The following is a 23,473-nucleotide window of genomic DNA, read 5'->3' on the forward strand; positions in this document are numbered from 1 at the left end:
AATAGCATGCGTTGGTCTTCACTTTGTGAGGTGACGCGAATGGCGATTCGACATCTGCCCAAGGCGGCACGGCGGCGCACGGTGTCGCGGCGGCCCGCAGGCCGGGCGACCCCCCCGAAGGGCGCCGCCCGCAAGCGGATCTGGCTCTTTGAGGAGGGCAACGCATCGATGCGGGAACTGCTCGGCGGCAAGGGCGCCGGCCTCGCCGAGATGAGCCGCGTCGGCTTGCCCGTCCCGCCCGGATTTACGATCACGACCGCGGTCTGCAACGAGTACAACGCCAGGGGACAGACCTTCCCACCGGGGCTGATGAACGAGGTGCGCCGGGCGCTCGGGTCTGTGGAGCGCAAGATGGGAAAGCGGTTTGGGGATCCCAAGAATCCGCTCCTCGTCTCGGTTCGCTCCGGCGCCAAGTTCTCGATGCCGGGGATGATGGACACCGTCCTCAACCTGGGGTTGAACGAGGAGACTCTCCGCGGGCTCGCCGCGCTCACCGGAGATGAACGGTTCGCGCAGGATGCCCACCGGAGGTTCGTGCAGATGTTCGGCAAGATCGTGTTGGGCGTCCCCGGCGAGCAGTTCGAGGAGATCATCGAGGCGCGCAAACGCCGCTCCGGCGCCAGGCTGGACACCGACCTATCGGCCGGCGACCTTGCGGGGATCGCCGCGGAGTTCAAGGCACTGATCAAGCGGCAGAAGGGGGTCGACTTCCCGACCGATCCCTGGGTCCAGCTCGAGATGGCGATCCGCGCCGTGTTCGACTCCTGGATGGGAAAGCGCGCCGTCGACTACCGGAACTTCAACAAGATCCCGCACGACCTCGGGACGGCGGTGAACGTGCAGGCGATGGTGTTCGGCAACATGGGGGGGGAGAGCGCCACCGGCGTCGCGTTTACGCGAAGTCCCGCCACCGGGGAGAAGCGCCTGTACGGAGAATACCTGCCGAACGCGCAGGGCGAGGATGTGGTCGCCGGGACTCGGACCCCGCACCCGATCGCCCAGATGGAGCGGGAGCTTCCCAACGTCTACCGTCAGTTCCAAGACGTCGCCAAGATGCTCGAACGGCACTACAAGGACATGCAGGATCTCGAATTCACGGTGGAGCGCGGAACGCTGTGGATGCTGCAGACTCGGTCCGGCAAGCGGACGGCCCAAGCCGCGGTGAAGGTCGCCGTCGATATGGTTCGCGAGAAGCTGATCGCGCGCGACGACGCGTTGCTCCGCGTTGAGCCGGAGCAGATCTACCAGCTCCTGCTCCCCCGGTTCGACCCTGAGGACAAGGGCGCGGCGGAGCGCGAGGGCAAGCTCCTCACGCGCGGCCTCAACGCGTCGCCGGGCGCGGCCACCGGGATCGCGGTGTTCGATCCGGACACCGCGGTCGAGATCGGCGCGGGAGGCCAGGCCGTGATTCTCGTCCGGCCGGAGACCAACCCCGAGGACGTGCACGGGATGTTGATCGCGCGCGGCATCCTCACGGCCCGAGGAGGCGCCACCAGCCACGCGGCCGTCGTCGCCCGGGGGCTCGGAAAGCCGTGCGTGGCCGGCGCCGAGGCGATCCGGGTCGACCCCGACGCCCACCAGTTCAGCGTGAACGGCCAGGTGATCCACCAGGGCGAGTTCATCTCCATCGACGGGACGACCGGCGAGGTCTTCGGCCGCGCGATCCGGACGATCGATCCCGACGTGAGCGAAGATCGCGATCTCCAGACGCTGCTCGGGTGGGCCGACCGCACGCGACGCCTCGGGGTGTGGGCGAACGCCGACTACCCACGAGATGCGGCGCGCGCCCGAGTGTTTGGCGCGGAGGGCATTGGGCTGTGCCGGACCGAGCACATGTTCTTCGAGGAAGACCGCCTGCCGATCGTCAGGCGCATGATCCTGGCCGAGAGCGACGAGGAACGCCAGCAGGCCCTCGACCGTCTGTTGCCGATCCAACGGCAGGACTTCATCGGCATCCTCCGCGAGATGGCCGGGTCGACCGTGGTGATCCGGTTGATCGACCCACCGCTGCACGAGTTCCTCCCCCGCTACGACGACCTGCTGGCCGAGGTCACCGAGCTGCGGGTCCGCGGCACTGATCCGCGCGCGCTCGAGGAAAAGGAACGGCTCCTCCGCGCCGTGGCGGGCATGCGCGAGCAAAACCCCATGCTCGGGCTGCGGGGCATCCGGCTCGGCATCCTGAACCCCGGGATCATCGACATGCAGGTCCGGGCGATCCTGGAAGCCGCCTGCATCCTCGCGAAAGAGGGGGTCAAGACCCATCCGGAGATCATGATCCCGCTCGTCGGCCACCCGAACGAGCTTCGGGTGGTGGAGCAACGGGTCCGGCCGCTCGCCGAACGGGTCATGACCGAGCGCGGCGTGCGCGTCGCATACAAGTTCGGCACGATGATCGAGATCCCGCGGGCGTGCGTCGTCGCAGACGAGATCGCCGAGCTCGCGGAGTTCTTTTCGTTCGGCAGCAACGACCTCACCCAGTTGATCTTTGGGTTCAGCCGGGACGACGCGGAAGGCAAGTTCCTCCTCCGCTACGTCAATGACAAGATCCTGCCGGAGAATCCGTTCCAGGTTCTCGACGCGAAGGGGGTCGGCGGGCTGATCGACATGGCGGTGCGGCTCGGCCGCAAGGCTCGACCGGAGCTCGAGCTCGGTATCTGCGGGGAGCACGGTGGGGATCCTCAGAGCATCGAGTTTTGCCACAAGGTGGGGTTGACGTACGTGAGCTGTTCCCCCTATCGCGTGCCGACCGCGAGACTCGCCGCCGCGCAGGCCGTGCTCAAGGAGAAGCAGGCGCGAGCCGAGCGCGATCGCTAGCCTGTCATGAACCCGCGCGAGGTGACGGAGGGGTGGGAGGACCAGGCGCTCGCTCCGCACGCCGTCCACAGCGCGCGCTCCCGCGGTCGAGTTCGTTCCGAGCCGCCCGACCCGCTGCGGACGGTGTTTCAGCGGGACCGGGATCGGATCATCCACTCGAAGGCGTTTCGCCGCCTGATGCACAAGACGCAGGTGTTCCTTGCGCCGGAAGGAGACCACTACCGCACGCGGTTGACCCACACCTTGGAGGTGGCCCAGATCGCCCGCACGATCGCGCGGGCGATTCGGATCAATGAGGATCTGACCGAGGCGATCGTGCTGGGCCACGACCTGGGACACCCTCCGTTCGGACACGCCGGCGAGGAGGCGCTCAACCATGCGATGGCGGCGCACGGCGGGTTCCGGCACGACCTCCAAAGCCTCCGCATGGTGGAGGTCCTCGAGCGCCGCCGCACCCGCGATGGGACCGTTGAAGAAGGGTTGAACCTGACGTGGGAGGTCCGGAACGGAATCGGCGGTCACTCGAAAGGACCCAGTGACATCGAAATCTTTCCGGACCTCGACGAGGCGGTGCCGGAGACCGGTCCCGAGACGGTCGAAGGACAACTCGCCCGTGTGGCCGACCGGATCGCCTACGTGCATCATGATACCGATGACGCGATGCGGGCGGGGCTGATCAACGAACGCGATGTGCCCGCGGCGGTCCGCCAGGTGTTGGGGCAGACCCGAGGGCAGTGGGTGGACACCACGGTCCGCGACATCGTCGCCCGTTCGGCCGAGACGGGTCGGATCCAGATGGCGGATGAGGTCCGAGTCGCACTCAACGGGCTCAAGGACTTCCTGTTCGAGGTCGTGTACCTGGGATCGGCTGCCAAGGCGGAGGTGGACAAGGCGCAGCGGCTCCTGATCGACATGTTCGCGCACTTCGTCGACCACCCGGGAGAGATCGGAGAGGAAGCGCGGCGGCTGCTCGATGAGGGACGCTCGACGGTTCCCAGGGCGGTGTGCGATTTCCTGGCCGGCATGACCGACCGGTTCGCGATCCGGACGGCCGAGCGCCTCTTCGTGCCCCGCACATGGGCGAGCTTCTGATGCCGCGGCCGGTCGCCGCGCAAGGACCTGGTTGAGGAGGGGACGGCATGAAAACCGCGGATGAGTATCGGGCCAGCCTGCGCGACGGCCGCGTGGTGTATTACGAGGGCCAGCGCGTGCCGGACATCACTACGCACCCGGCCCTCCGGGTCGCCGTCGACCACGCGGCGCTCGACTACGAGATGGCGGCGGATCCCCGGTACCGGTCGCTGGCGATCGTCCCGCATCCCGACGGCGGAGAGATGAGCCGGTACTTCGCCTTTCCGCATACCGGCGACGATCTGCTCAGGCGAATGGAATTAATCGAGACGAGCACGCGGCTCGGGGGCACGATTGTGCCGCTGCTCAAGGAGATCGGGACGGATGCGCTGTTCGCCCTGCACCTGGTGGCGCATGAGGTGGATCGGGCGCGGGGGACGCGGTACCTGGATCGGATCCGGACCTTCTACGCCCACTGCCGCGATCGGGATCTCGCCATGGCGGTGGCGCAGACCGATGTGAAGGGGGATCGGAGCGCGGGGCCGAGCGATCAGGCGCACCCGGACTATTATCTCCGGATCGTCGAGGAGCGGTCGGACGGGATCGTGGTGCGCGGCGCGAAGGTGCACACGTCCGTCAGCATGAATGCCAATGAGCTCATCGTCCTGCCTACACGCGCTCTGGGAGACCGGGATCGCGCCTACGCGGTGGCGTTCGCCGTTCCAGTCGCGACGCGCGGGCTGACCCTGGTCGTCAGCCCGTACGGAGGCCACGCGGTGTCGCCGCTGGAGCATCCGCTGTCGAGCCGGCACCGCATGACCGAAACGCTCACCGTATTCGACGACGTCTTCGTGCCTCGGGATCGAGTGTTCTTGCAGGGGGAATCAGAGCACGCCGGGCCGCTTGCCCGGACGTTCGTCGAGTTTCATCGGTTTACCGCGGTCTCCTACAAGTTGCCGCTCGTCGACCTCCTCGTCGGGGCCGCGCAGTTGATCGCGGAGTACAACGGGATCGAGAGGGCCGGGCACGTGCGCGACAAGATCACGTGGTTGGTGGCCTATGCGCGGACGCTCAGGGCGCTTACCCGGATGGCCGCCCTCGACTGCTATCGAGGGGCGTTCGAGATCGCGGTCCCGGATCCCGCCACGGTCAACATCGCCAAGCTGCACTTTGCCACCCAGTTCCACCAAGCGGTGGCGTACGTGCAGGAGATCGCCGGCGGACTGCTCGTCACGGCCCCGGGGCAGGCGGACTGGGAGCAACCCGCCACCCGTCCGTTGCTGGAGCGCTACCTCGGCGGGAAGGGGGTCGACGCCGAATCGCGGATGCGGCTGCTGCACCTGATCTCGGACGTCACGACCTCGCATCTCGGCGGCTACCACGCCGTGCTGGCGATCCATGCGGAGGGGTCCATCGAAGCAGAGAAGCTGACGATCTACCGGACCGCCCCGATGGACCGCTACGTCGCGCTCGCGAGAGAGCTCGCCGGCATCGGGGGGTAGAGTGCATCGCGACGTGGTGTGAATGAGAATCCACGTGAGGGTGAACTGGTGAGCGGGGCGACAGAGACGGGCACGAGTCGTTTCGCGGGCTTCGTCGAGCGTTGTTCCTTTGAGCAATTGCCGTCCATAGTGGTTCAGCAAACCAAAGCCGTGATCTACGATGGGCTGGGGGCGTTGCTCGCCGCGACGTCACCGCGGTACGACATCGGCGATGTGCTGGTCCGCTTTGTCCGCGACACCGGGGGAACGCCTGAATCCCAAATCATCGGCACAGCACTGCGGACCAACTGTACGACGGCCGCCGTGGTCAACGGGACCCTCGGGTACTACTGCGACATTGAAAGCCATCATCCTGGGGCGATCATGCACGCGATCGCGGTCGTGGGGCCCGCTGCACTCGCCGTCGGGGAAAAGCTTCGACGCTCGGGCCGGGATGTTCTGACCGCCATCGTCGTAGGGATCGATGTGGCGTGCCGGGTGAGCTCCGCACTCGGCGGGCCGGCGCTCTATGCCCGCGGGTTCCATCCCACCTGTGTCGCCGGAACCTTTGGTGCGATGGCCGCGGCGGCGCGGTTGTTCGGATTGAAGGGGGACGCGCTGCGCCACGCGTTTGGCCTTGCTGGCACCGAAGCCTCGGGCCTCCTGGCCTGGGTGACCGATCCCACGGAACACTCTCGTCCCTACAACATGGGGCTGGCGTCGAGGCACGGCGTGTTCGCGGCGCAGCTGGCCTGGTGCGGGTTTGGAGGACCCCCCGCCGTCTTTGAAGGAAAGTATCCGCTCGGGGAGGCGTTCACGGGGCAGTGGGACGAGGCGGCCCTCTTTGAGGGCCTGGGCGAGCGGTTCAAAGTGATGGAGCTGTACTTCAAACTCTATGCCTGCTGCGCATTCCTTCATCCGGGTCTCGATGGCTTGTTGGATATCCAGGCCGCCCACCACGTGCCGGCCCGCGAGATCCGGCACATTACCCTGCGCTTCCCGAGGTCCGGATACAAGGTGATCGACAACAATTCTCTTCGGTCTCACTGTGCTCAATACGTCTTGGCCTTGGCGGCGCATCGGGGCGCCGTCGATTTTCAAGACATCACGAACGATCGGCGCACCGAGCCCGAGATCAAATCGTTGTCCGAGCGCGTTCGCGTGCTGGGCGACGAGGAGCTGGATCGCACCTACCCCGACCTCTATCGGTCTATCGTGGAAGTCGACACGAAGGACGGCCTCCGCCACGTGCGCGACGTGACCCACCCCAAGGGCTCTCCGGCGAATCCGATCGCCTCCGCCGAGCTCACGAGGAAGTTCGGCGCTCTGACACGCGACGTCGTGGGCGCGGAACAACGGGAAGAGATCGCCCGGGCGGTGAACCGTTTCGAGCATCTCGAGGAGATTGGCCAATTGACCCGGTGGCTCCGGTCCGAACGCAGAGGGGAGCGCGATGAAGCGACAGCATCAAGCGACGAATATGGAGGAGCGAGCCATGTCTGAGAAGACCAGCATGCACCGACTCACGCGGCGGGACGTCATCACGCTCACGTCGGCCGGGATAGGCGCGATGCTGGCGCGGGCGATCCCCGCGGCGGCGCTGGGGCAGGTGGCGACGGTTTCGGCCGCCGCGGCGGGCGAACTCTCGATCGGCATGTATCGCACGCTCGACCACCTCGACCCAGCCGTGTACTGGGGACCGCCCGAGACGATGGTCACCCAGATGATTTTCGACACACTCATCTACCTCGGCAACGATCTCAAGTTCTATCCGGGGCTTGCGGAATCGTGGGAGGTGGCCAGGGACAACAAGGTGATCGCCTTCAAACTGCGCAAAGGGGTCGTCTTCCACGACGGCACCCCGCTCCTCGCGTCCGCCGTCAAGTTTCACTTCGACCGTTGCGTTGATCCGGCGACGAAATCCCAGTACTCGCGCTCCCTCCTCGGTCCGTACGACGGGACGGTGGTCAAGGACGACTACACGCTCGAGCTTCATCTCAAGGAGCCATTCGCGCCGATCTTCGACTCGCTCAGCCAGGGTTACCTGGGAATCCCGTCGCCCACGGCCGTCCAGAAGTACGGCCAGGACTTCGAAAACCACCTCACCGGCAGCGGTCCGTTCAGATTCGTGGAGTGGATCCGCGACAGCCGCATTACGCTGGAGCGCAATACCCAGTACACATGGGGGAAGCCGTTCCCGGGAAAAAGCAACCCCGCCGCCCCCAAGGTGGCACGCGTGACCTTCAAGTTCATTCCAGAGGTCGGCACCCGCGACGCCCTGATGGACGGCCGCAAAGAGATCAACGTGGAGGCCTGGCCGGGCACGCAAAGCCTCCCCCGCTGGCGACAGGATCCCAACTTCCGAATCTACGACGGCGTGTCGCCCGGGACGACGTGGTTCAACTTCATCAATGCGCAGAAGCCGCCCACCGATGAACTGGCGGTGCGCCAGGCGATCAACCACGCGATTGACCGGGAGACGATCTATAAGAAGTTCTACGTCGGCGTGGCGCGCCCGACCGCGAACCTCATCGGGCCAACGAGCTTTGGTTACGACAAAGCGCTCGACACCCTCTACAAGTACGACCCGGCGAAGGCGAAGCAGTTGCTCGACGCCGCTGGGTGGAAGCCGGGCCCCGACGGGGTCCGAGTGAAGGACGGGAAGCCGCTGCATGTAGACGCGTTCTCGAGCGGGACGGAAAAAGAGGCGTACAAGGAGCTCATGATCGCCATGCTCCAGGAGGTAGGGTTCTCGGCAAAGCTCGTCTCGGGCACCCCGGCGGACAGGGCGGTGGCCGGCAGCAAGGGCCTCTACCACCTGATCAATCGCGAGTTCGAAGCGAGCGATCCGCACTACCTTGTCGATCTGTTCCACTCGAAGAATGTGGGCACGTTTGCCTGGGCCATGAACAAGGATCCCGAACTCGATCGGGTCCTCGAGGAGCAGGACACGACGCTCGACCAGAAGAAACGGCTGGCCCTGGTCTCGCGGGCGACGCGCCGCATCCTGGAGCAGGCGTACGTGGTGCCCATCTACTTATCGCTGTTCGTCTGGGTGGCTGCGGCGAACGTGTCAGACTTTCACATGGATGCGCGGTCCTGGTACCCATACTTCCAGGACGCCTGGATCAAAGCGTAACCGAGCCCTCCGGCACGAGCAGTGTTCGCCTTGGCGGCGCGGCGCCTGCTGACCACGATACCAGCGCTCCTAGGGATCTATACGCTCGTCTTCATGGTGCTGCACGTGCTCCCGGCGGACCCGGCGCTCTTGATCTCCCAAGGCAGCGCCTCCGGGGAACAGCTGGCCTCGCTCCGACACGAGTACGGGCTGGACCGCCCCCTGTGGCGCCAGTACGCGGCCGACCTCGGCAAAGTGGTGCGTGGCGATCTCGGGCGCTCCATCCGCTACGGCCGTCCCGTGAGCAGCTTGATCCGCGAGCGGTTTCCAAGCACGCTGGAATTGGCCCTTGCAGGCCTGGGACTCGCCGTCGTTCTCGCACTCATCCTCGGCACGCTCGCCGCCCTTCGGCCGCACAGTTGGATCGACACTCTCAGTATGGCGGTCGCCTTGACGGGAGTGTCCATTCCGAGCTTTTGGCTGGGGATGATGTTGATCTTCGCCTTCTCGCTCTGGCTGGGGTGGCTCCCCGTGACGACGGGCTCGGGGCTCCAGCGGCTCCTGATGCCCGCCATCACGCTCGGGCTGTATAGCACCGCGGTGACGAGCCGCCTCACGCGCGTCAGCCTGATCCAGACGCTGCGGCAGGAGTACGTAACGACGGCCCGGGCGAAGGGGCTGGCCGAATTCGCCGTCGTCGTCCGGCACGCCCTGCGCAATTCCCTCATCCCCGTGGTGACGATCGTCGGGGTGGAACTCGGCAATCTCCTCTCCGGTACCGTGGTGGTGGAGACGGTCTTCGCGCGGCCGGGCTTGGGGCGGCTCATTGTTGAATCGATCACGTACCGGGACTACCCGGCCCTGCAATCGTCGCTCTTGTTCGTCGCGTGCGGGTATGTCGTCGCGAATCTGCTCGTGGACATTTCATATGGATACCTCGACCCGCGGGTACGGACCGGCGGGGGCATGTAATTGAGGACTCCCCCGGCCGACCTCGGGCGCCTATCCCGCCGGCCGTCCCCCCCGGCCGTCCGCGGCTTCCGGCGCAGCCGGAACGCCGTGGCCGGGACCGCTCTCCTGACGGTCCTCGTGCTCGTGGCCATCCTGTCCCCCCTGATCACTCCCTATCCGCCGACGAAGCCCCATCCCACCACTGCCCTCGAACCTCCAGGACACGGCCACTGGATGGGCACCGACGAAATCGGCCGCGACATCCTGAGTCGAGTGCTGGCCGGCGCCCGGATCTCGCTGGGGGTGGGAGTGGCCGCGAGCGCGATCACCCTCGTCGTGGGAGTCGCGTTTGGATTGATCGCGGGGTATCGGGGAGGATGGGCGGACGCGGTCGTGATGCGCGCGGTCGATGTCCTCCTGGCGATGCCCACGCTCCTGTTCGCGCTGGCCATCGTGGCCGCGATGGGCCCGAGCCTGCTCAATGTCACGCTGGCGGTGGGCGTAGCCGGCATTCCGAGGTTCACCCGGCTGATGCGTGGAGTCGTGCTGTCGGCCAAGCAGAACGTGTACGTGGAGGCGGCGCACGCCGTCGGCTGCGGGGGTGTCCGAATCGCGGTGCGGCATATCCTGCCGAACGTGTATGGGCCGGCCCTGGTGCTGGCGACACTGAACGTGGGGGTGGCGATCCTGACCGGGGCCTCGTTGAGCTTCCTCGGCATGGGCGCGCAGCCCCCGACCCCCGAATGGGGCCTGATACTCGCCCGCGGACGGGATTACCTGCGCACCGCTTGGTGGATCAGCACGTTTCCCGGGATTGCGATCGCCGTGACCGTGTTGGCGGTGAACCTCTTCGGCGACGGCCTGTACGACAGCCTGGATCCACAGCGTCGCCTGTAACAACCCTGGCGCGGCCCACGGGGCCCCGGGAGGAGTACGATGGAACACCTCTACGCTCATATCGACGCGCACCGCGACACGTACGTCGAGTTCCTGCGCCGGCTGATCCGCATCCCGAGCGTCTCGTTTCACAACCAGGGTATCGATGAGGGCGCTCGGTACGTCGCTTCCGCCCTAGGGGAGCTGGGCGCCGAGATCTCAATGCTTCAGGCGCAGGACGGGTACCCCGTGATCGTCGGCGCGTTTTCGGGTACGTCGGCCAAGACGCTCTTGCTCTACAACCATTACGATGTCGTACCGGTTGAGCCGGTCGAAGACTGGACGTCTCCGCCGTTTGGGGCAGAGACGAAGGACGGCCGCGTGATTGGACGCGGGGCGAGCGACAACAAGGGTGAGCTCGCCGCACGGATCTGCGCCATCAACGCGTACCGGGCCGTGTATGGAGACCTCCCGACCGCTATCAAGTTCGTCGTCGATGGAGAAGAAGAGATCGGCAGTCCCCACCTGCAGGAAGTCGTTGAGGCGAACCACACGCTCTTGCGCGCTGATGCGGCCTTCGGGGAGGGGAGCCACCGAGATGCCCTCGGCCGCCCGACGGTGAGCCTCGGCTGCCGCGGCCGAGCCCTTTTCGAAATGGAGAGCATGGGCGCTCGACACACGTTCCACAGCAGCCTGACCGCGCTGGTGCCAAATCCCGCGTGGGACATCGTGTGGGCGTTCGCCAGCATGAAGGGGCGGGACGAACGGGTCACCATCGAGGGGTTCCATGATGCCGTCGTTCCGCCCAGCGACGAAGAGTTGACGTGCCTCGGGGCCATCTATTTCGACGACGCAGCGACGAAGCGCCTGCTCGGCATTCCGGCGCTGACGCTGGGGCTTTCCGGCCGCGAGGCTGTGGGCCGCCTGCTGCTCGAGCCGACGGTCGAAATCTCCGGCCTCGGCGCGGGCCGAGTCCTCGATGGCTTGAAGGGCATGCCGCGGCGGGCGGTCGGCGTGGTCCGCTTCGGGCTCGTCCCCAACCAAGATCCCGGAGAGATGGAGGCCATCCTGCGGCGCCATCTCGACAGGTTCGGCTTCCAGCACGTCACCCTCAAGCCGATCAGCCAGCGGCATCCGGGGAAGGTTCCTCTCGGTCATCCGTTTGTGCGCATGATCATCCGGTCCGCCCGCGAGTTCCTCGGCGAGGAGCCTGTCGTGTATCCGGTCGCACCCTGGATCGGTGCGCCGTATCATGAGCTGGCCGATCCCCTCGGCATCCCTCTCGTCAACGTCGGGCTTGCCTCGGCCGACTCGCGCTTCCACGCGCCCGACGAGAGTCTGGACCTTGACGGCTACATCGAAAGCATCAAGTTCGCGGCCCGTCTGTTTCACGATTTTGCCGACCTCGCACCGGCGGACGAGGGGGACGAGTGGACATGAGGGTCCAAGCGACCGAGACGCTGGCGCGCTACGCCAGCACCCTGCAGTACCAAGCCATTCCGCCGGCCGTGGTGGCACGCACCAAGGAGGTGGTCCTGGACTGCCTCGGCACCCTGCTCGGGGGCTCCGTCTACCCCGTCGGCACCATCACGCTCCGGTTCGTCGCACGCGTGGGCGAGGGCGGGGCCTGCACCGTGGTGGGCACCGACCGGAAGGCGTCACCGGTCACCGCGGCGTTCGCGAATGCGACGATCTCCCACTGCCTCGAGCTGGACGACAATTACAATCCTGCGAATGCCCATGTGGCGAATGTCGTGGTGCCGGCCGCGCTTGCCGTGGCCGAGCAGGAGCACGTCGATGGACGGCAGTTGATCGCGGCGCTCGTCGCCGCGTATGATGTCGAGGGCCGGATCGGGATTGCGCTCAGCCCGGTCCGCCTGTACGAGCGCTCTTTTCACCCATCCTCGATCAACGGGAATTTCGGAGCAGCCGCCGCCGCAGCGCGGGCGATGGCCCTGGGCCCGTCGGAGACGGTCAACGCGCTCGGCCTCGCGGGCTGTCAGGCCTCCGGGCTCCTGGCGTGGGTGACCGAGCCGGCGCAGTTCAGCAAGGCGTTCCAAATCGGCGTCGCGTCTCGGAACGGGGTCACCGCCGCGGAGATCGCGCGGCTCGGCTTCACCGGTCCACCGCACATCCTCGAAGGCAAGCACAATCCGTTCCGCGCATTTGCCGGGGTGGACGTGCTCTCCGTTGAGGACGCCCTCACCGGCGAGCTCGGCGACCGCTTTGAGATCGCCCGCACAAGTTTGAAAAAGTATGCCTGCTGCCGCCAAATCCACGCTCCGCTCGACGGGTTATTCAAGATTATGGCGCGGCAGGACCTGCGCGGGGATGATATCGTGGAGCTCACGACGCGCGTCGCGACCTCGATGGCGGACATCATCGACAACAACGAGTTGCCGTCCCACAACGCCCAATACATCCTGGCGATGGCGGCGTACGACGGGCGCGTCGAGGTTGAGCAGCTCACGGGCGACCGGGCCGCGGATCCCCGGATCTCGGCGCTGTCCAAGCGTGTGCGGGTCCTCGGGGATGATGCGCTGGAGCAGCGCTTCCCCGAGCAGTGGTCCGCCGTCACCACGGTGCGGGCCGGCGATGGGCGCGAGTTCACAGAAGCCGTATACTACCCTACGGGTGATCCGGAGAACCCGCTGACCGCCGACGATCTCCGGGCCAAATTCTTCGCCCTGGCCACGAAAGCGATCTCCCGCAAGCGGGCCGACGCGATCGCGGACCTGGTCACGGGCCTGGACGCACTGAGCGATGTATCGCAACTGGCGCGACTGTTGAGCGCGGATCGCTGAGGGGACCGTCCGGAGGGACGAGACGATGGCAGAACCTCATGGATACACCGACGCGATCACCGCCTACGCATCACGGTTTCGCTTCGCCGATCTTCCGTCGAAGGTGATCGAGGAGGCCAAGACGATCGTGCTCGACACGATCGGCGCCCTTCTCCTGGCATCCCTCCCGCAATATCGGGCCTCGTGGCTCACCGGAGACCTGGCCCGTGAGATGGGGGGAACGCCAGAATCCACGGTGATCGGCCGCGACTTCATGGCATCGTGCGAGGGCGCTGCGCTCGCCAACGGCACGATGGGGTACGCGGCCGACGTCGAGGGTGGATCGGCCGCGCGCCAGCATGTCCCCGCGGTGCTGGTCCCCGCCGCGCTGGCGGTAGGCGAGCGTGAGGGTGTGGACGGCAAGACGTTTCTGGCAGCCCTGGCGCTCGGCTACGAGATCTGCTGCCGGGTCGGCGAAGCGTGCCGCACGTCGTACTCGTATCCGCACTCCTTCCACCCGTCGGCGACGTTTGGCTACTTTGGCGCCGCCGCGGCGGCTGGGCACATCCTGAACCTCACGCAGCCGCAGTTCGCCAATGCCCTCGGCCTCGCCGGCAGCAACGCGGGGGGCCTCATGACCTGGGTAAGCGATCCAACCGAACACTCGCGACCGTTCGTCATCGGCATGGCCGCTCGGGGAGGTGTCACGGCCGCGCTGCTGGCCCACATGGGCCTCGGCGGTCCCCCGGCGATTCTCGACCCAGGAAAGTACTCCATCTACGATGCGTACTCCGGGGAGATGTATCTGGATCGCCTGACCGAGCGGCTCGGCGAGGACTTCTGGATCGCCAATACCGGCGGCTTCAAGCGCCACCCGTGCTGCGGGGATATTCACAGCGGCCTCGACGCGCTGCTGGCCATTATGGACAAGCACGACATCATCCCGGGCGAGATCGAGGAGATCGTCCATCGGGTGAAGGCGGATCGCGCTCCCGTCATCGACAACAATCCCCTGAAGTCGCATTGCGCCCAGTACATCCTCGCCGTGGCCGCGGTGGATCGCAAGATCGTTCCGAACGATATCCTGCACGACCGTCGCGATAACGCGCAGATTCGCATGGTGTACGAGCGCGTCAAGTTGATCGGCGACCGCGAGATGGACCGCTGGCCGGCGTCGGCGCCCGCGATCGTCGAGGTCACGGTCAAAGATGGGCGACGGCTCTCTGAACGGGTGGATTGGGCCAAGGGCCGTCGGGAAAACCCGATGACCCGTACGGAGCTGGAGCGCAAGTTCTTCGACTTGGCCACGATGCGGATCTCGCGGGACGATGCCAACCGGCTCATGGAACGTGTAGATCATCTCGAGCAGGTGCCGGACGTCCGTGAGATTGGCCGATTGCTTCGCGCGTAGCCAATCACGCCTCCTCTAAGGCCGTCGGGCGCGGAGCGCGACGCGATCGCGAAATCGATACACGCATTCCACATCGGGAAAGCCCGCCCGGACGATCTCCGCGGAGAGTTCGGAAAAGGCCAGGCGGCGGACGGGATCTGTGAGGGACCCTTTCGCCCACGGCGTCTTCAGCGTCTCGAGGTCATAGAGGAGTCCGCCCGGCCCCAGCATGGCCGCCAGCTGCTTGAGCGAGCGCCTCAGCCACCGGAGACCGTCTGCGAGCGATCCGCCTCTTGACTCCATGATCGGCATGAGCACGCTCCCCACGGTCACCACCGTGGCGCGGAGCCGCGGGAACACCGTCCCTTCTCCCAAGGCCAGCGGCAGCGCCTGAATGCGATCCCCGGGGAGGATCTCGGAGAGCCGTGTCTTCGCGCGTGCCAACTTGCGATCGTTCGGCTCAATGAGGGTCACGCGGCCAAGGGAAGGGTAGCTCCGCGCGATCAGGCACGCGAGCTTTCCGGTGCCCGCTCCAGCATCCACAAGGTGATCGGGGCGATCGAGTGGGGGAAGTGCCTGGACCATCTCGCGGTAATGCTCGGGTTCTCGCTCTGGTCCCGCCGTCCACGTGGTATCGTGGAGATCGTACCAATCGGGGTGCTCCCAGGGATTCTCCATCCACGCTCCCCCCGGCCGAGTCCGCGCGCTCGGGAACGCTCGATTCGCGAATCCGGCGCGAGTTCCCTTTCGTCGCGTGACGCATAGCGACTGCGAGGCGCATCGTGGTAGTCTCTACGTGTGACGTCCCTGGAGCTCCGCCGCGATGTCTGGGCCGGTGCGGCCGCCGGCCTGGCGGGGGGCGGCATCCTCGCCGCGACGCTGCATCTCCAGGGGAAGATGTCACTGACCGTGGGGCTCACCGGCCTCGCGCCGCAGGCGGCCCCCGCGGTTCAGCTGGGGATCGCGGGTCTCCTCGGCGCCGGGTTCGGCGCGGTCTTCAGGTACCAGCCCGAAAGCGCGGCGTCGAGCCTAACGGCCGGCCTGCTCTACGGCCTGCTCTGGTGGATCGTCGGGCCCCTGACCCTGTCGCCCCTGCTGGCCGGCGTGGTCCCGTCGTGGTCGCTCGAGGATGCCGCCGCGGGGTTCCCCGGCCTCATCGCGCATCTCCTCTACGGCGCAGTGATGGGCACGGCATTCTACCTGATGGCGGGCGCGTGGAGACGAAGAATCCCGGCGCCGCCGCCGGTCCCCGACGCCCCCCCCGTGCGCATCGTGATTCTGGGGGGTGGATTCGCGGGTGTGAGCGCCGCGCAGCGGCTCGAGCACCTGCTGCGGCGGAATAGAGCCGTGTCGATCACGCTGGTCAGCGAGAGCAACTACCTGCTCTTTACGCCCATGCTGGCCGAGGTCGCGGCCAGCGGGTTGGAAGCTCAACACATCAGTGCCCCCGTCCGGGCGGCGCTCCTGCGCACGGTGTTCCGGCGTGCCGAGGTCCTGGCGGTCGATGTCGCCGCCCAAACCGTGCGGTTGCGCGCGACGCCGTCGGCCAGAGAGGAAACCCTGCGCTACGATCACCTCGTCCTGGCTCTTGGGTCCGTTCCGAATTTCTACGATCTCCCGGGCCTCGAAGCGCACACGTTTTCGCTGAAATCGCTCGAGGACGCGACCCGGCTGCGCAACCACGTGATCGGGCTGCTCGAGCAGGCCGATGTGGAACCCGACCCTGTGGAGCGCGACCGCCAGCTGACGTTTGTCGTGGCCGGAGGCGGATTCGCGGGGACGGAGATGGTGGCGGAATTGTTCGATCTCGTTCACAGTGTGCGGCGCTTCTTTCGGGGCATTCGATCGGCGGATCCGCGCTTCGTCCTCGTGCACTCGGGTGTGCGCATCCTCCCCGAGCTCAGCCCGGCGCTAGCCGCGTATGCCCAACGTAAGCTGGAAGCTCGTGGAATCGAGTTCCTGCTGAACACGAGGGTGGCGGGGGCGAGGCGCGATGCCGTGCTGCTTGTCGGGGGGGATGAGATCGCGACGCGGACGATCGTGTGGACCGCCGGCAACCAGCCGCATCCGCTGTTGCGCACCCTCCCGTGCGAACGAAACCGGGCCGGTGCGGTGTCCGCGGGGGAGGCGCTGCAGGTCACCGGGTTGGTCAACATTTGGGCGGCGGGGGACTGCGCCCAGATTCCCGATGTGCTGAACCAGGGAAAGTTTTGCCCGCCTACGGCGCAGCACGCGCTTCGCGAGGGATGGGTCGTGGCGGACAATGTGGCGGCCGCCCTGCGGGGCCGGCCACCCCGGCCGTTCCGATTCCGCACGATTGCGGTGCTCGTCGCGCTCGGCCACCGCACCGCGGTTGCGGAGGTGCGCGGGTGGAAGTTCTCGGGGTTCCTCGCGTGGTTCATGTGGCGGACGGTCTACCTCAGTAAGCTACCCGGGTTCGAGAAAAAGGTGCGGGTCGCCCTCGACTGGGCACTCGACATGTTTTTCCCTCGAGACATCGCGCTGAGTTCGGCGGCACCGACGCCCACGATCGCCCAATCCGTGGAGGCCTCCGCGGACGGGCCGCGCCCATGATCCGTTCGCCTCTGCTCCGGCACGGCGCGCTGCTGGGCGCGCTGGCGGGATTGGCGGGGGGGCTGGCGTTCGGCGCGGCGATGGCCCAACTCGGCTATCTCCCGACCGTGGCGTCGCTCGTGCGGGCCCGCACGCCGGAGACGGGATTCTTCGTCCACATGGCCATCGCGGCCATTGTGGGGGCCGGGTTTGGGCTGCTCGTCTACCGGCAGCGCCTGGGCGCCGGGGAGATGCTCTTTTGGGGAATGACCTACGGCAGTCTGTGGTGGTTCCTGGGGCCCCTGACGCTGCTGCCGCTTCTGCTGGGCCGGACCATGGTCTGGGACGTGGGCTCCGCGCAGGCTGTGTTTCCCAGCCTGATCGGGCACCTGTGGTACGGGGCGGTGACCGCGATCGTCTATGTGATCCTGCGGCGTCGAGTGGGGGCCGCCGGATCCCGGATCGGGCGTGAAGTGATCCTCGTCGGAGCACTCGCCGGGCTTGCGGGGGGGTGGCTGTTTGGGCGCCTCGTGGACGGGCAGGCCCAATGGCTGGGTTCCTCTGCGTTGCTGAGTCCTGTCACGCATCGCGTGCCCGAGCCGGCGACGGTCCTCATCGGGATCGCGTCCGGCGTGGGATTCGCGTGGCTGTACCCGCAACTTCACGACGGCTCGGGTCCGATGCTGATCCGGGGCACGATGTATGGCTTCGCTTGGTGGGTCGCCGGGGCGCTCACGCTCGTGCCGCTGGCGACCGGGATGGGCCTCGGCTGGTCGGTCGAGGCCGCCCGCGCGCAGTTCCCCGCGCTTCCCGGCTTCCTGCTCGCCGGCGCCTTTCTCGCGCTCGTGTATCGCTGGGTGGACGGGCTCGCCCGGCTGCTCTTTTTCGACGACGTCGGCGCGGAGGACGAAGAAGGGGTGGGGACACGCGGCCTTCGTGCGCTGGCGCGCGGAGCGTTCGCCGGCCTCATCGGCGGCCTGATCTTCACGATCATCATGGTCCGGCTCGGCATTCTGCCGGTGATCGCTCGACTGATCGGCGCGTCCTCGCCGTGGAGCGGGTTGATCGTGCACCTGGTGATTGCCAACCTGATCGGGGCCAGCTTCGGCCTGCTGTTCCTGCGCCGATCCTTCGATCTCGGCTCCGCGCTGGGCTGGGGAGTCTCCTACGGATTCTTCTGGTGGGTGCTCGGTCCCCTCACCCTGCTGCCGCTCCTCTTGGGAACGGTGCCGCGGTGGACGCCCGAGATTGCCGGGGCTCTGACCGCGAGCCTGATCGGCCACCTCGCGTACGGCGCGGCGGTGGGAATCACATTCTTTCTCCTGGAGGCGCGCTACAACCCCTGGTGGATCTCCCACACTGATGCCGAGGCGGTGCGCATCGCGCGCCGGAGAGAACAGGTACTCACGTCGGCCCCCGCGCTCTGGGCGTTGGTGGTGGTCGTCGCGCTGACCCTTCCCGTTGTCCTGACCTGTGGAATGCCGCCGGGCGGTGCGGGGTACTCCATGTCGCCCGCGGCGCCGCCCTCAGCTCCGCCGAGGACGACCTCGAGTGGGGGCGGCGTCTACGGGGGCGCCGCAGGACCGCACGATTCGTGCGGCCAGAACGGGTCGGTCCCCAAGACGCCCTAGCCGAGCGCGGCCTACGGTCGTTTGAGCAGGGACGCCGCGTCGGGCAGGATGGAGATCAGCATGAGGACGAGCAACATGAGCGGGACGGCCGCGACATAGACCATGGCCAATCGCTCGAGCCGAAGGTTCATGTAATAGGCGCCGATCAGGCTGGCCTTCATCAGCGCGAGCAAGATCAACGCGGTGACGCGGACCCCGGGCGAGACCCGGAAGACAAGGATCAGGCTGACCTCGAGGATCGTGATGGCGACGAGGACGAGCCAGGCGATAATCAAGACTCGCGTGACGCCCTGCGGCTCTGCTTCGGTCATGTGCCGCGCGCCTCCCCGATCAGAGCAAGTAGATCGACGACCAGATGAAGACCCACACCAGATCGACAAATCCCCAGTACAGCCCGGCGATCTCGACGCCTTCCGCCGATCCGAGCCCGCGGGAGATCCGGTCCGCGATGACCCACAGATAGAGAATCCCGCCCAGCACGTGGGCGCCGTGGAGCCCGGTAATGGCGAAGAAGGTGAAGCTGAACGCCGGTACGCCCCACGGATTGCCCGTCAGGCGCGCGCCCTCCCCGATGAAGTGCGTCCACTCCGTCGCCTGCATCCCCGCAAAGACCAGGCCGGCGGCGATCGTGGCGGCGAGAAACCACACGGCCTGTCGGCGGGCCCCCTGCCGGATCGCAAAGACCGCCAGGGCCATCGTCGTGCTGCTGCAGAGGAGGACTACGGTCATCGTCGCGACAAAGCGGAGGTTGATGATCTCGAGCCGGTTGGGCCAGGTCGGGCTGCCCAGTCGGGTCACCCAGAGCCCGATCAGGAGCGCGGCAAACGTCATGGCGTCCGAGATGAGGAACAGCCACATCATCAGCTTGCCCCAGCTGACATCCCAGGGCGATCGGCCGCCTCCCCACCGCATCGCCAGACCCTGGTCCCCCCTTGCGGGGACAGGTCCCCCCTCGGGAACAGTCGTGGCGTCGACCCCGCTGGTCATTGTCTCGCCGTCTCCTTCCCGGTCACGCCTACATCCAGAACAGGATGATGAACACGTATAGCCAGAGGCCGGTCAAGAAATGCCAGTAGGTTGAGGAGACATTGACGGCTACGGACCCCGGCGGGGTGTACGCCCCGCGCCACGCTCGGGGCAGAATGATCGCGAATGCGACGAGGCCTCCGAGGAGGTGCACGCCGTGTGCGCCGGTCAGCAGGTAGAAGAACGAGCTGTGAGGCTGACTCGAAAGATACACTCCCTGGCGGACGAGCTGCTGCCACGCCAGGAGCTGCCCGACCAAAAACGCCACCCCGAGGCCCCCGCCTGCCGTCAGCGCTCGGCGGAATCCCATCGTGTCCCCGCGCTTGAGCTGCCGTCGTCCCCACTCGACTGCGGCGCTGCTGGCGAGCAAGATCCCGGTGTCCAGCCAGAGGATCCACGGAAGCGGGATCTGTGTCCACCCGGGCTCCTGCCTGTGGCCGAGATAGGTGGTGGTGAACGCCACAAAGAGCATGGCAATCGCAACGAGGGCGAATGCCATGCCCAAGAGAGCTGTGTTTGCCGGGATAGGCGCGGCCGGTTCTCGGGGCGGCCAGGCGCCATCCCCGTTGGGGCGGCCGGCGCCACGGCCCCCAGAGCCGCCGTGGCGAGCCGGTGCGGTCTTGGTCTTCGTGGCGAGAACGAACTCGGTCGGCATCGTCAGCTCCCACCGCCGGCGTGGCCGTCGCCGGCACCGTGGCCGTCCCCGGCGCGCCCTGCGTGGCCGGCGAGGGCGGGCGATCCGGGGACGGTTTGCGGCAGGTAGTCGTCCGCCGCGCCGGGCACGCCGTAATCGTAGGGCCACCGATAGACGACGGGGGGCTCGGGCCAGTTGCCGTGGGGAGGCGGGGACTCCGCCGTCCATTCGAGGGTGTTGGCATGCCACGGATTGGGCTCGGCTTTGGGTCCCCGGAGCGCGCTGTTGAAAAAGTTGTAGACGAAGATGAGCTGCGCCGCTCCGAGCATGAACGCGCTTGCCGAGATGAAGACGTCGAGCGGCTGGACGCTGGCGAGGAACGGATACGTACTCGGTGTGTACAGCCGTCGGCTCATCCCGTGCGTCCCCAGGAAGTGCATCGGGAAGAACGTTCCGTAGATGCCGATGAAGGTCAGCACAAAGTGGATCTTGCCGAGCGTCTCGTTCATCATCCGGCCGAAGATCTTGGGGAACCAGTAGTACGTCCCGGCGAAGATCGCAAACAGCGCGGCGCTCGCCATGACGAAGTGAAAGTGCGCGACGACGAAGTAGGTATCGTGGAAGTAGAGGTCCACCGGTGAGGCCGCGAGGAAGATCCCGCTGAGCCCCCCGGTGACGAACAGCGAGACGAACGCCACCGCGTACAACAGCGCGGTGGAAAACTGGATCCGCCCCTGCCACAAGGTCGTCAGCCAGTTGAACGTTTTGATCGCCGACGGGATGGCGATGATCATCGTCGAGATCGTGAACGTGGCCCCGAGGATCGGGTTCATCCCGCTGACGAACATGTGATGTCCCCACACGAGGAAGCTCAGAAACCCGATCGCAGCCATCGAGAGGACCATGGCGGTGTACCCGAAGATGGGTTTCCGGGAGAACGTGGAGATGATGTCGGAGACGATGCCCATGGGACCGAGGATGAGGATGTACACTTCGGGGTGCCCGAAGAACCAGAACAGGTGCTGCCAGAGGAGCGCCTCGCCCCCCGAGTGAGGGACGACGTTGCCGCCGATCAGCACGCCCGCGGGCACGAAGAAGCTGGTGCCCGCCGTCCGGTCGAGGAGCAGCATCACCAGCGCGGCCATGAGGACGGGGAACGAGAGCAGAGCCAGGATCGCGGTGAAGAAGATCCCCCAGATCGTGAGCGGGAGCCGTCCCATCGACAGCCCGCGGGCCCGCATGTTGATGATCGTCGTGAGGAAGTTCAACCCGCCGAACAGCGAGGAGGTCATCAGGATCAGGATGGCCACCAGCCACAGGGTCTGCCCGAGGCCGGAGCCGGGGGAGGCCTGCGGCAACGCCGAGAGCGGGGCGTACGAGGTCCAGCCGTTCCCCGCCGGCCCGCCCGGGACGAAGAACGACGCGAGCAGAATGAGCACCGAGGGGACGAACGTCCAGAACGAGAGCATGTTGAGGAACGGGAACGCCATATCGCCCGCCCCGATCATCAGGGGGATCAAGAAGTTGCCAAAGAAGCCCGTGAGGATGGTCGTCAGGAAGAAGAAGATCATCACGGTCCCGTGCATGGTCGCGGCGGCGAGGTAGGTGCCCGGATCGAGGAGGCCCCGTTCGGGCGCGGCGAGGTGCGCCCGCACGAGCATCGCAAGCCCGCCGCCGACCAGTGCCATGAACAGCGTCACGAAATAGTACTGCTTGCCGATCATTTTGTGGTCGAGGCTGAAGATGTAGTGACGGATGAAGCTTTCGGGAGGGTGGGCGGCGTGCGCCTCATGCGGGGTTGCCGGTGCTGTCGCTGTCGCCATCAAGCTCTCCTTGGTGAGGATCCCTCGTTAGTGGGCCGCCTGCTGCTGGAGCCACTGGTCAAACGCGGCCTGCGATTCGACCGTGACGTTTCCTCGCATCGTGTAGTGGCCGGTCCCGCACAGTTGCGCGCAGGCAATCTGGTACGTACCCTCCTTGTCTGGCGTGAACCAGATCGGGATCGTCCGGCCGGGCACCGCGTCCTGCTTGACGCGGAAGTTCGGGAGAAAGAAGCTGTGGATCACGTCGACCGAGCGGACACGAACCTCGATCGGACGGTTGTTGACCATGTGCAGTTCGTTGAGGACGACGAGGTTCGTCTTCACGGCGGGATCGCCGGGATCGAGTCCCAGGGGGTTGCTCTGGGAGACGAACTTGGGATCGGTCCTGGCGAACCTGCCGTCAGCGCCCGGATAGCGAACGTACCAGAAAAACTGCCGTCCGGTGACTTCCACGACCTGGGCGTTTGGCGGAGGGGCGCTGTACAACTTCGACCAGGTGAACACCCCGAGGATCCCCAGCGCGATGAACGCCACTCCCGGAACGATTGTCCAGGTCAGTTCCGCCCCCAAGTGCTCGTGCCAGTAACTGGCGCGTTCCCCGCCCCGCGCACCGTAGCGCATGAGGGCGGCGGCGAGGAACAGATGGGTCGCGATGAACGCGATCGCGGTGACGAGGAGAATCCAGTTGAAGTACTGATCGATCACCCTGCCTTGTACCGAGGCCAGGGGTTGGAGCCACCACTTGTATTTCGCGATCACAAACGAGCCGACCCCGGCGACGAGGATGGCGAGGACGAGGATCCCGGTCCACACCCCCGCCCGCCGGTGGTCCTGCGCCTCACTCCACGATGCCATCGGCGGTCCTTTCCCTGGCGTGGTCGCGACTCCCAAAAGCGAGAACACGGCTCGGCATTAGTGACAGCGCGCGCCGCGTCCCGCCGTGGTTCCTGCGTCTTTCGTTCTCGTTGTACCCCGTGGAACCCTTCCCCACAGCATCGGGGAGCCGGTGCGCGTGTCCGCTATTTCTTCACCACCATGGTCGGTTGAGCCGCCGCGGACGGGGAGACCTCGAAGGTGCCGTACATGCCGAGGAGGGCGTGCCCAGGGAACCCGCAGATCAAGAGATACTTGCCGGCTTTGTTGACGGTGAATTGAACCGTCGCACTCTGCCCCTTCGTGATACCCACTTGGGCGTTTTTCATCACGGCCCCGGGAAAGGCCGGCGTAGAGGTCGCGGCCGCCGGCAGCGTGGTCGTGAACGGGATGACCTCCATGCTGTGAGGGAGGGTCCCATTGTTCGACAAGGTCAGTTGGACCGTGGC

Annotated in this window: 19 protein-coding genes; 12 read left to right on the top strand and 7 right to left on the bottom strand. The window is 66.5% G+C overall.

Annotated features, from left to right (window positions below; all coding sequences use genetic code 11):
• Positions 1-39 precede the first annotated feature (39 nt).
• The 10 genes from ppdK to VFP86_17515 are packed head-to-tail and all read left to right on the top strand — an operon-like array spanning position 40 to position 14,505.
• The gene (ppdK, locus tag VFP86_17470) at positions 40-2,814 is read left to right on the top strand and encodes a pyruvate, phosphate dikinase (GenBank protein HET9001433.1); all 2,775 of its coding nucleotides are present in this window, start codon (positions 40-42) and stop codon (positions 2,812-2,814) included.
• A 6-nt stretch (positions 2,815-2,820) separates the two neighbouring features.
• Positions 2,821-3,906, top strand: a complete 1,086-nt coding sequence (locus tag VFP86_17475) for a deoxyguanosinetriphosphate triphosphohydrolase (protein HET9001434.1) — start codon at positions 2,821-2,823, stop codon at positions 3,904-3,906.
• A gap of 47 nt (positions 3,907-3,953) precedes the next feature.
• Positions 3,954-5,387: a 4-hydroxyphenylacetate 3-hydroxylase N-terminal domain-containing protein gene (locus tag VFP86_17480; protein HET9001435.1), complete on the top strand. Its 1,434-nt coding sequence runs from the start codon at positions 3,954-3,956 to the stop codon at positions 5,385-5,387.
• A gap of 48 nt (positions 5,388-5,435) precedes the next feature.
• On the top strand, positions 5,436-6,869 hold the full coding sequence (locus tag VFP86_17485; GenBank protein ID HET9001436.1) for an MmgE/PrpD family protein: 1,434 nt from the start codon (positions 5,436-5,438) through the stop codon (positions 6,867-6,869).
• Positions 6,862-8,505 (top strand): ABC transporter substrate-binding protein, encoded by a 1,644-nt coding sequence (locus VFP86_17490; GenBank protein HET9001437.1) that lies wholly within the window; start codon positions 6,862-6,864, stop codon positions 8,503-8,505. Before VFP86_17485 ends, VFP86_17490 begins: the two co-directional genes overlap by 8 nt.
• A gap of 21 nt (positions 8,506-8,526) precedes the next feature.
• A complete protein-coding gene (locus VFP86_17495) occupies positions 8,527-9,456 on the top strand; it encodes an ABC transporter permease (protein HET9001438.1) in 930 nt (309 codons plus the stop codon).
• Entirely contained in the window at positions 9,457-10,332 is an 876-nt protein-coding gene (locus VFP86_17500) for an ABC transporter permease (GenBank protein ID HET9001439.1), read from the top strand.
• Positions 10,333-10,371: 39 nt separating this feature from the next.
• Positions 10,372-11,751: a M20/M25/M40 family metallo-hydrolase gene (locus tag VFP86_17505; GenBank protein HET9001440.1), complete on the top strand. Its 1,380-nt coding sequence runs from the start codon at positions 10,372-10,374 to the stop codon at positions 11,749-11,751.
• Positions 11,748-13,115: an MmgE/PrpD family protein gene (locus tag VFP86_17510; protein ID HET9001441.1), complete on the top strand. Its 1,368-nt coding sequence runs from the start codon at positions 11,748-11,750 to the stop codon at positions 13,113-13,115. The genes VFP86_17505 and VFP86_17510 overlap by 4 nt, the downstream gene beginning before the upstream one ends.
• 25 nt (positions 13,116-13,140) lie before the next feature.
• A complete protein-coding gene (locus VFP86_17515; GenBank protein HET9001442.1) occupies positions 13,141-14,505 on the top strand; it encodes an MmgE/PrpD family protein in 1,365 nt (454 codons plus the stop codon).
• A 15-nt stretch (positions 14,506-14,520) separates the two neighbouring features.
• Here the strand turns inward: VFP86_17515 and VFP86_17520 are convergent, their stop codons facing one another.
• Positions 14,521-15,162 carry a hypothetical protein gene (locus VFP86_17520; protein HET9001443.1) on the bottom strand — a complete coding sequence of 214 codons (642 nt, stop codon included), beginning with the start codon at positions 15,160-15,162 and terminating at the stop codon, positions 14,521-14,523.
• Between the two features lie 120 nt (positions 15,163-15,282).
• Here VFP86_17520 and VFP86_17525 point away from each other — a divergent pair, with 120 nt between their 5' ends.
• Both VFP86_17525 and VFP86_17530 read left to right on the top strand, forming a co-directional pair.
• A complete protein-coding gene (locus VFP86_17525; protein ID HET9001444.1) occupies positions 15,283-17,058 on the top strand; it encodes an NAD(P)/FAD-dependent oxidoreductase in 1,776 nt (591 codons plus the stop codon).
• Positions 17,055-18,668 carry a hypothetical protein gene (locus VFP86_17530; protein HET9001445.1) on the top strand — a complete coding sequence of 538 codons (1,614 nt, stop codon included), beginning with the start codon at positions 17,055-17,057 and terminating at the stop codon, positions 18,666-18,668. The genes VFP86_17525 and VFP86_17530 overlap by 4 nt, the downstream gene beginning before the upstream one ends.
• Positions 18,669-18,679: 11 nt before the next feature.
• On the opposite strand, the gene VFP86_17535 is transcribed toward VFP86_17530, so the two are convergent.
• From VFP86_17535 to VFP86_17560, 6 genes are all read right to left on the bottom strand, one after another.
• A complete protein-coding gene (locus tag VFP86_17535; protein ID HET9001446.1) occupies positions 18,680-18,979 on the bottom strand; it encodes a cytochrome C oxidase subunit IV family protein in 300 nt (99 codons plus the stop codon).
• Between the two features lie 19 nt (positions 18,980-18,998).
• The gene (locus tag VFP86_17540; protein ID HET9001447.1) at positions 18,999-19,655 is read right to left on the bottom strand and encodes a cytochrome c oxidase subunit 3; all 657 of its coding nucleotides are present in this window, start codon (positions 19,653-19,655) and stop codon (positions 18,999-19,001) included.
• A 28-nt stretch (positions 19,656-19,683) separates the two neighbouring features.
• Complete coding sequence (locus VFP86_17545) at positions 19,684-20,349, bottom strand: cytochrome c oxidase subunit 3 (protein HET9001448.1); 666 nt, start codon at positions 20,347-20,349, stop codon at positions 19,684-19,686.
• 2 nt (positions 20,350-20,351) lie between these two features.
• On the bottom strand, positions 20,352-22,151 hold the full coding sequence (locus VFP86_17550; protein HET9001449.1) for a cbb3-type cytochrome c oxidase subunit I: 1,800 nt from the start codon (positions 22,149-22,151) through the stop codon (positions 20,352-20,354).
• 27 nt (positions 22,152-22,178) lie between these two features.
• Positions 22,179-23,006: a cytochrome c oxidase subunit II gene (gene coxB, locus VFP86_17555; protein HET9001450.1), complete on the bottom strand. Its 828-nt coding sequence runs from the start codon at positions 23,004-23,006 to the stop codon at positions 22,179-22,181.
• A 164-nt stretch (positions 23,007-23,170) separates the two neighbouring features.
• Positions 23,171-23,473 (bottom strand): sulfocyanin-like copper-binding protein (locus VFP86_17560; protein HET9001451.1); only part of this gene is annotated, 303 nt, incomplete at its 5' end.

This window comes from bacterium (assembly GCA_035703895.1).
Lineage (GTDB): Bacteria > Sysuimicrobiota > Sysuimicrobiia > Sysuimicrobiales > Segetimicrobiaceae > Segetimicrobium.

What these genes read in the sequence shown, in the direction of transcription:
- VFP86_17510 (HET9001441.1), top strand. Translation starts at nt 11,748, where the DNA reads ATGAGGGTCCAAGCGACCGAGACGCTGGCGCGCTACGCCAGCACCCTG.
- VFP86_17550 (HET9001449.1), bottom strand. Translation starts at nt 22,151, where the DNA reads ATGGCGACAGCGACAGCACCGGCAACCCCGCATGAGGCGCACGCCGCC.
- VFP86_17490 (HET9001437.1), top strand. Translation starts at nt 6,862, where the DNA reads ATGTCTGAGAAGACCAGCATGCACCGACTCACGCGGCGGGACGTCATC.
- ppdK (HET9001433.1), top strand. Translation starts at nt 40, where the DNA reads ATGGCGATTCGACATCTGCCCAAGGCGGCACGGCGGCGCACGGTGTCG.
- VFP86_17480 (HET9001435.1), top strand. Translation starts at nt 3,954, where the DNA reads ATGAAAACCGCGGATGAGTATCGGGCCAGCCTGCGCGACGGCCGCGTG.
- coxB (HET9001450.1), bottom strand. Translation starts at nt 23,006, where the DNA reads ATGGCATCGTGGAGTGAGGCGCAGGACCACCGGCGGGCGGGGGTGTGG.
- VFP86_17535 (HET9001446.1), bottom strand. Translation starts at nt 18,979, where the DNA reads ATGACCGAAGCAGAGCCGCAGGGCGTCACGCGAGTCTTGATTATCGCC.
- VFP86_17530 (HET9001445.1), top strand. Translation starts at nt 17,055, where the DNA reads ATGATCCGTTCGCCTCTGCTCCGGCACGGCGCGCTGCTGGGCGCGCTG.
- VFP86_17515 (HET9001442.1), top strand. Translation starts at nt 13,141, where the DNA reads ATGGCAGAACCTCATGGATACACCGACGCGATCACCGCCTACGCATCA.
- VFP86_17540 (HET9001447.1), bottom strand. Translation starts at nt 19,655, where the DNA reads ATGACCAGCGGGGTCGACGCCACGACTGTTCCCGAGGGGGGACCTGTC.
- VFP86_17520 (HET9001443.1), bottom strand. Translation starts at nt 15,162, where the DNA reads ATGGAGAATCCCTGGGAGCACCCCGATTGGTACGATCTCCACGATACC.
- VFP86_17545 (HET9001448.1), bottom strand. Translation starts at nt 20,349, where the DNA reads ATGCCGACCGAGTTCGTTCTCGCCACGAAGACCAAGACCGCACCGGCT.
- VFP86_17475 (HET9001434.1), top strand. Translation starts at nt 2,821, where the DNA reads ATGAACCCGCGCGAGGTGACGGAGGGGTGGGAGGACCAGGCGCTCGCT.
- VFP86_17505 (HET9001440.1), top strand. Translation starts at nt 10,372, where the DNA reads ATGGAACACCTCTACGCTCATATCGACGCGCACCGCGACACGTACGTC.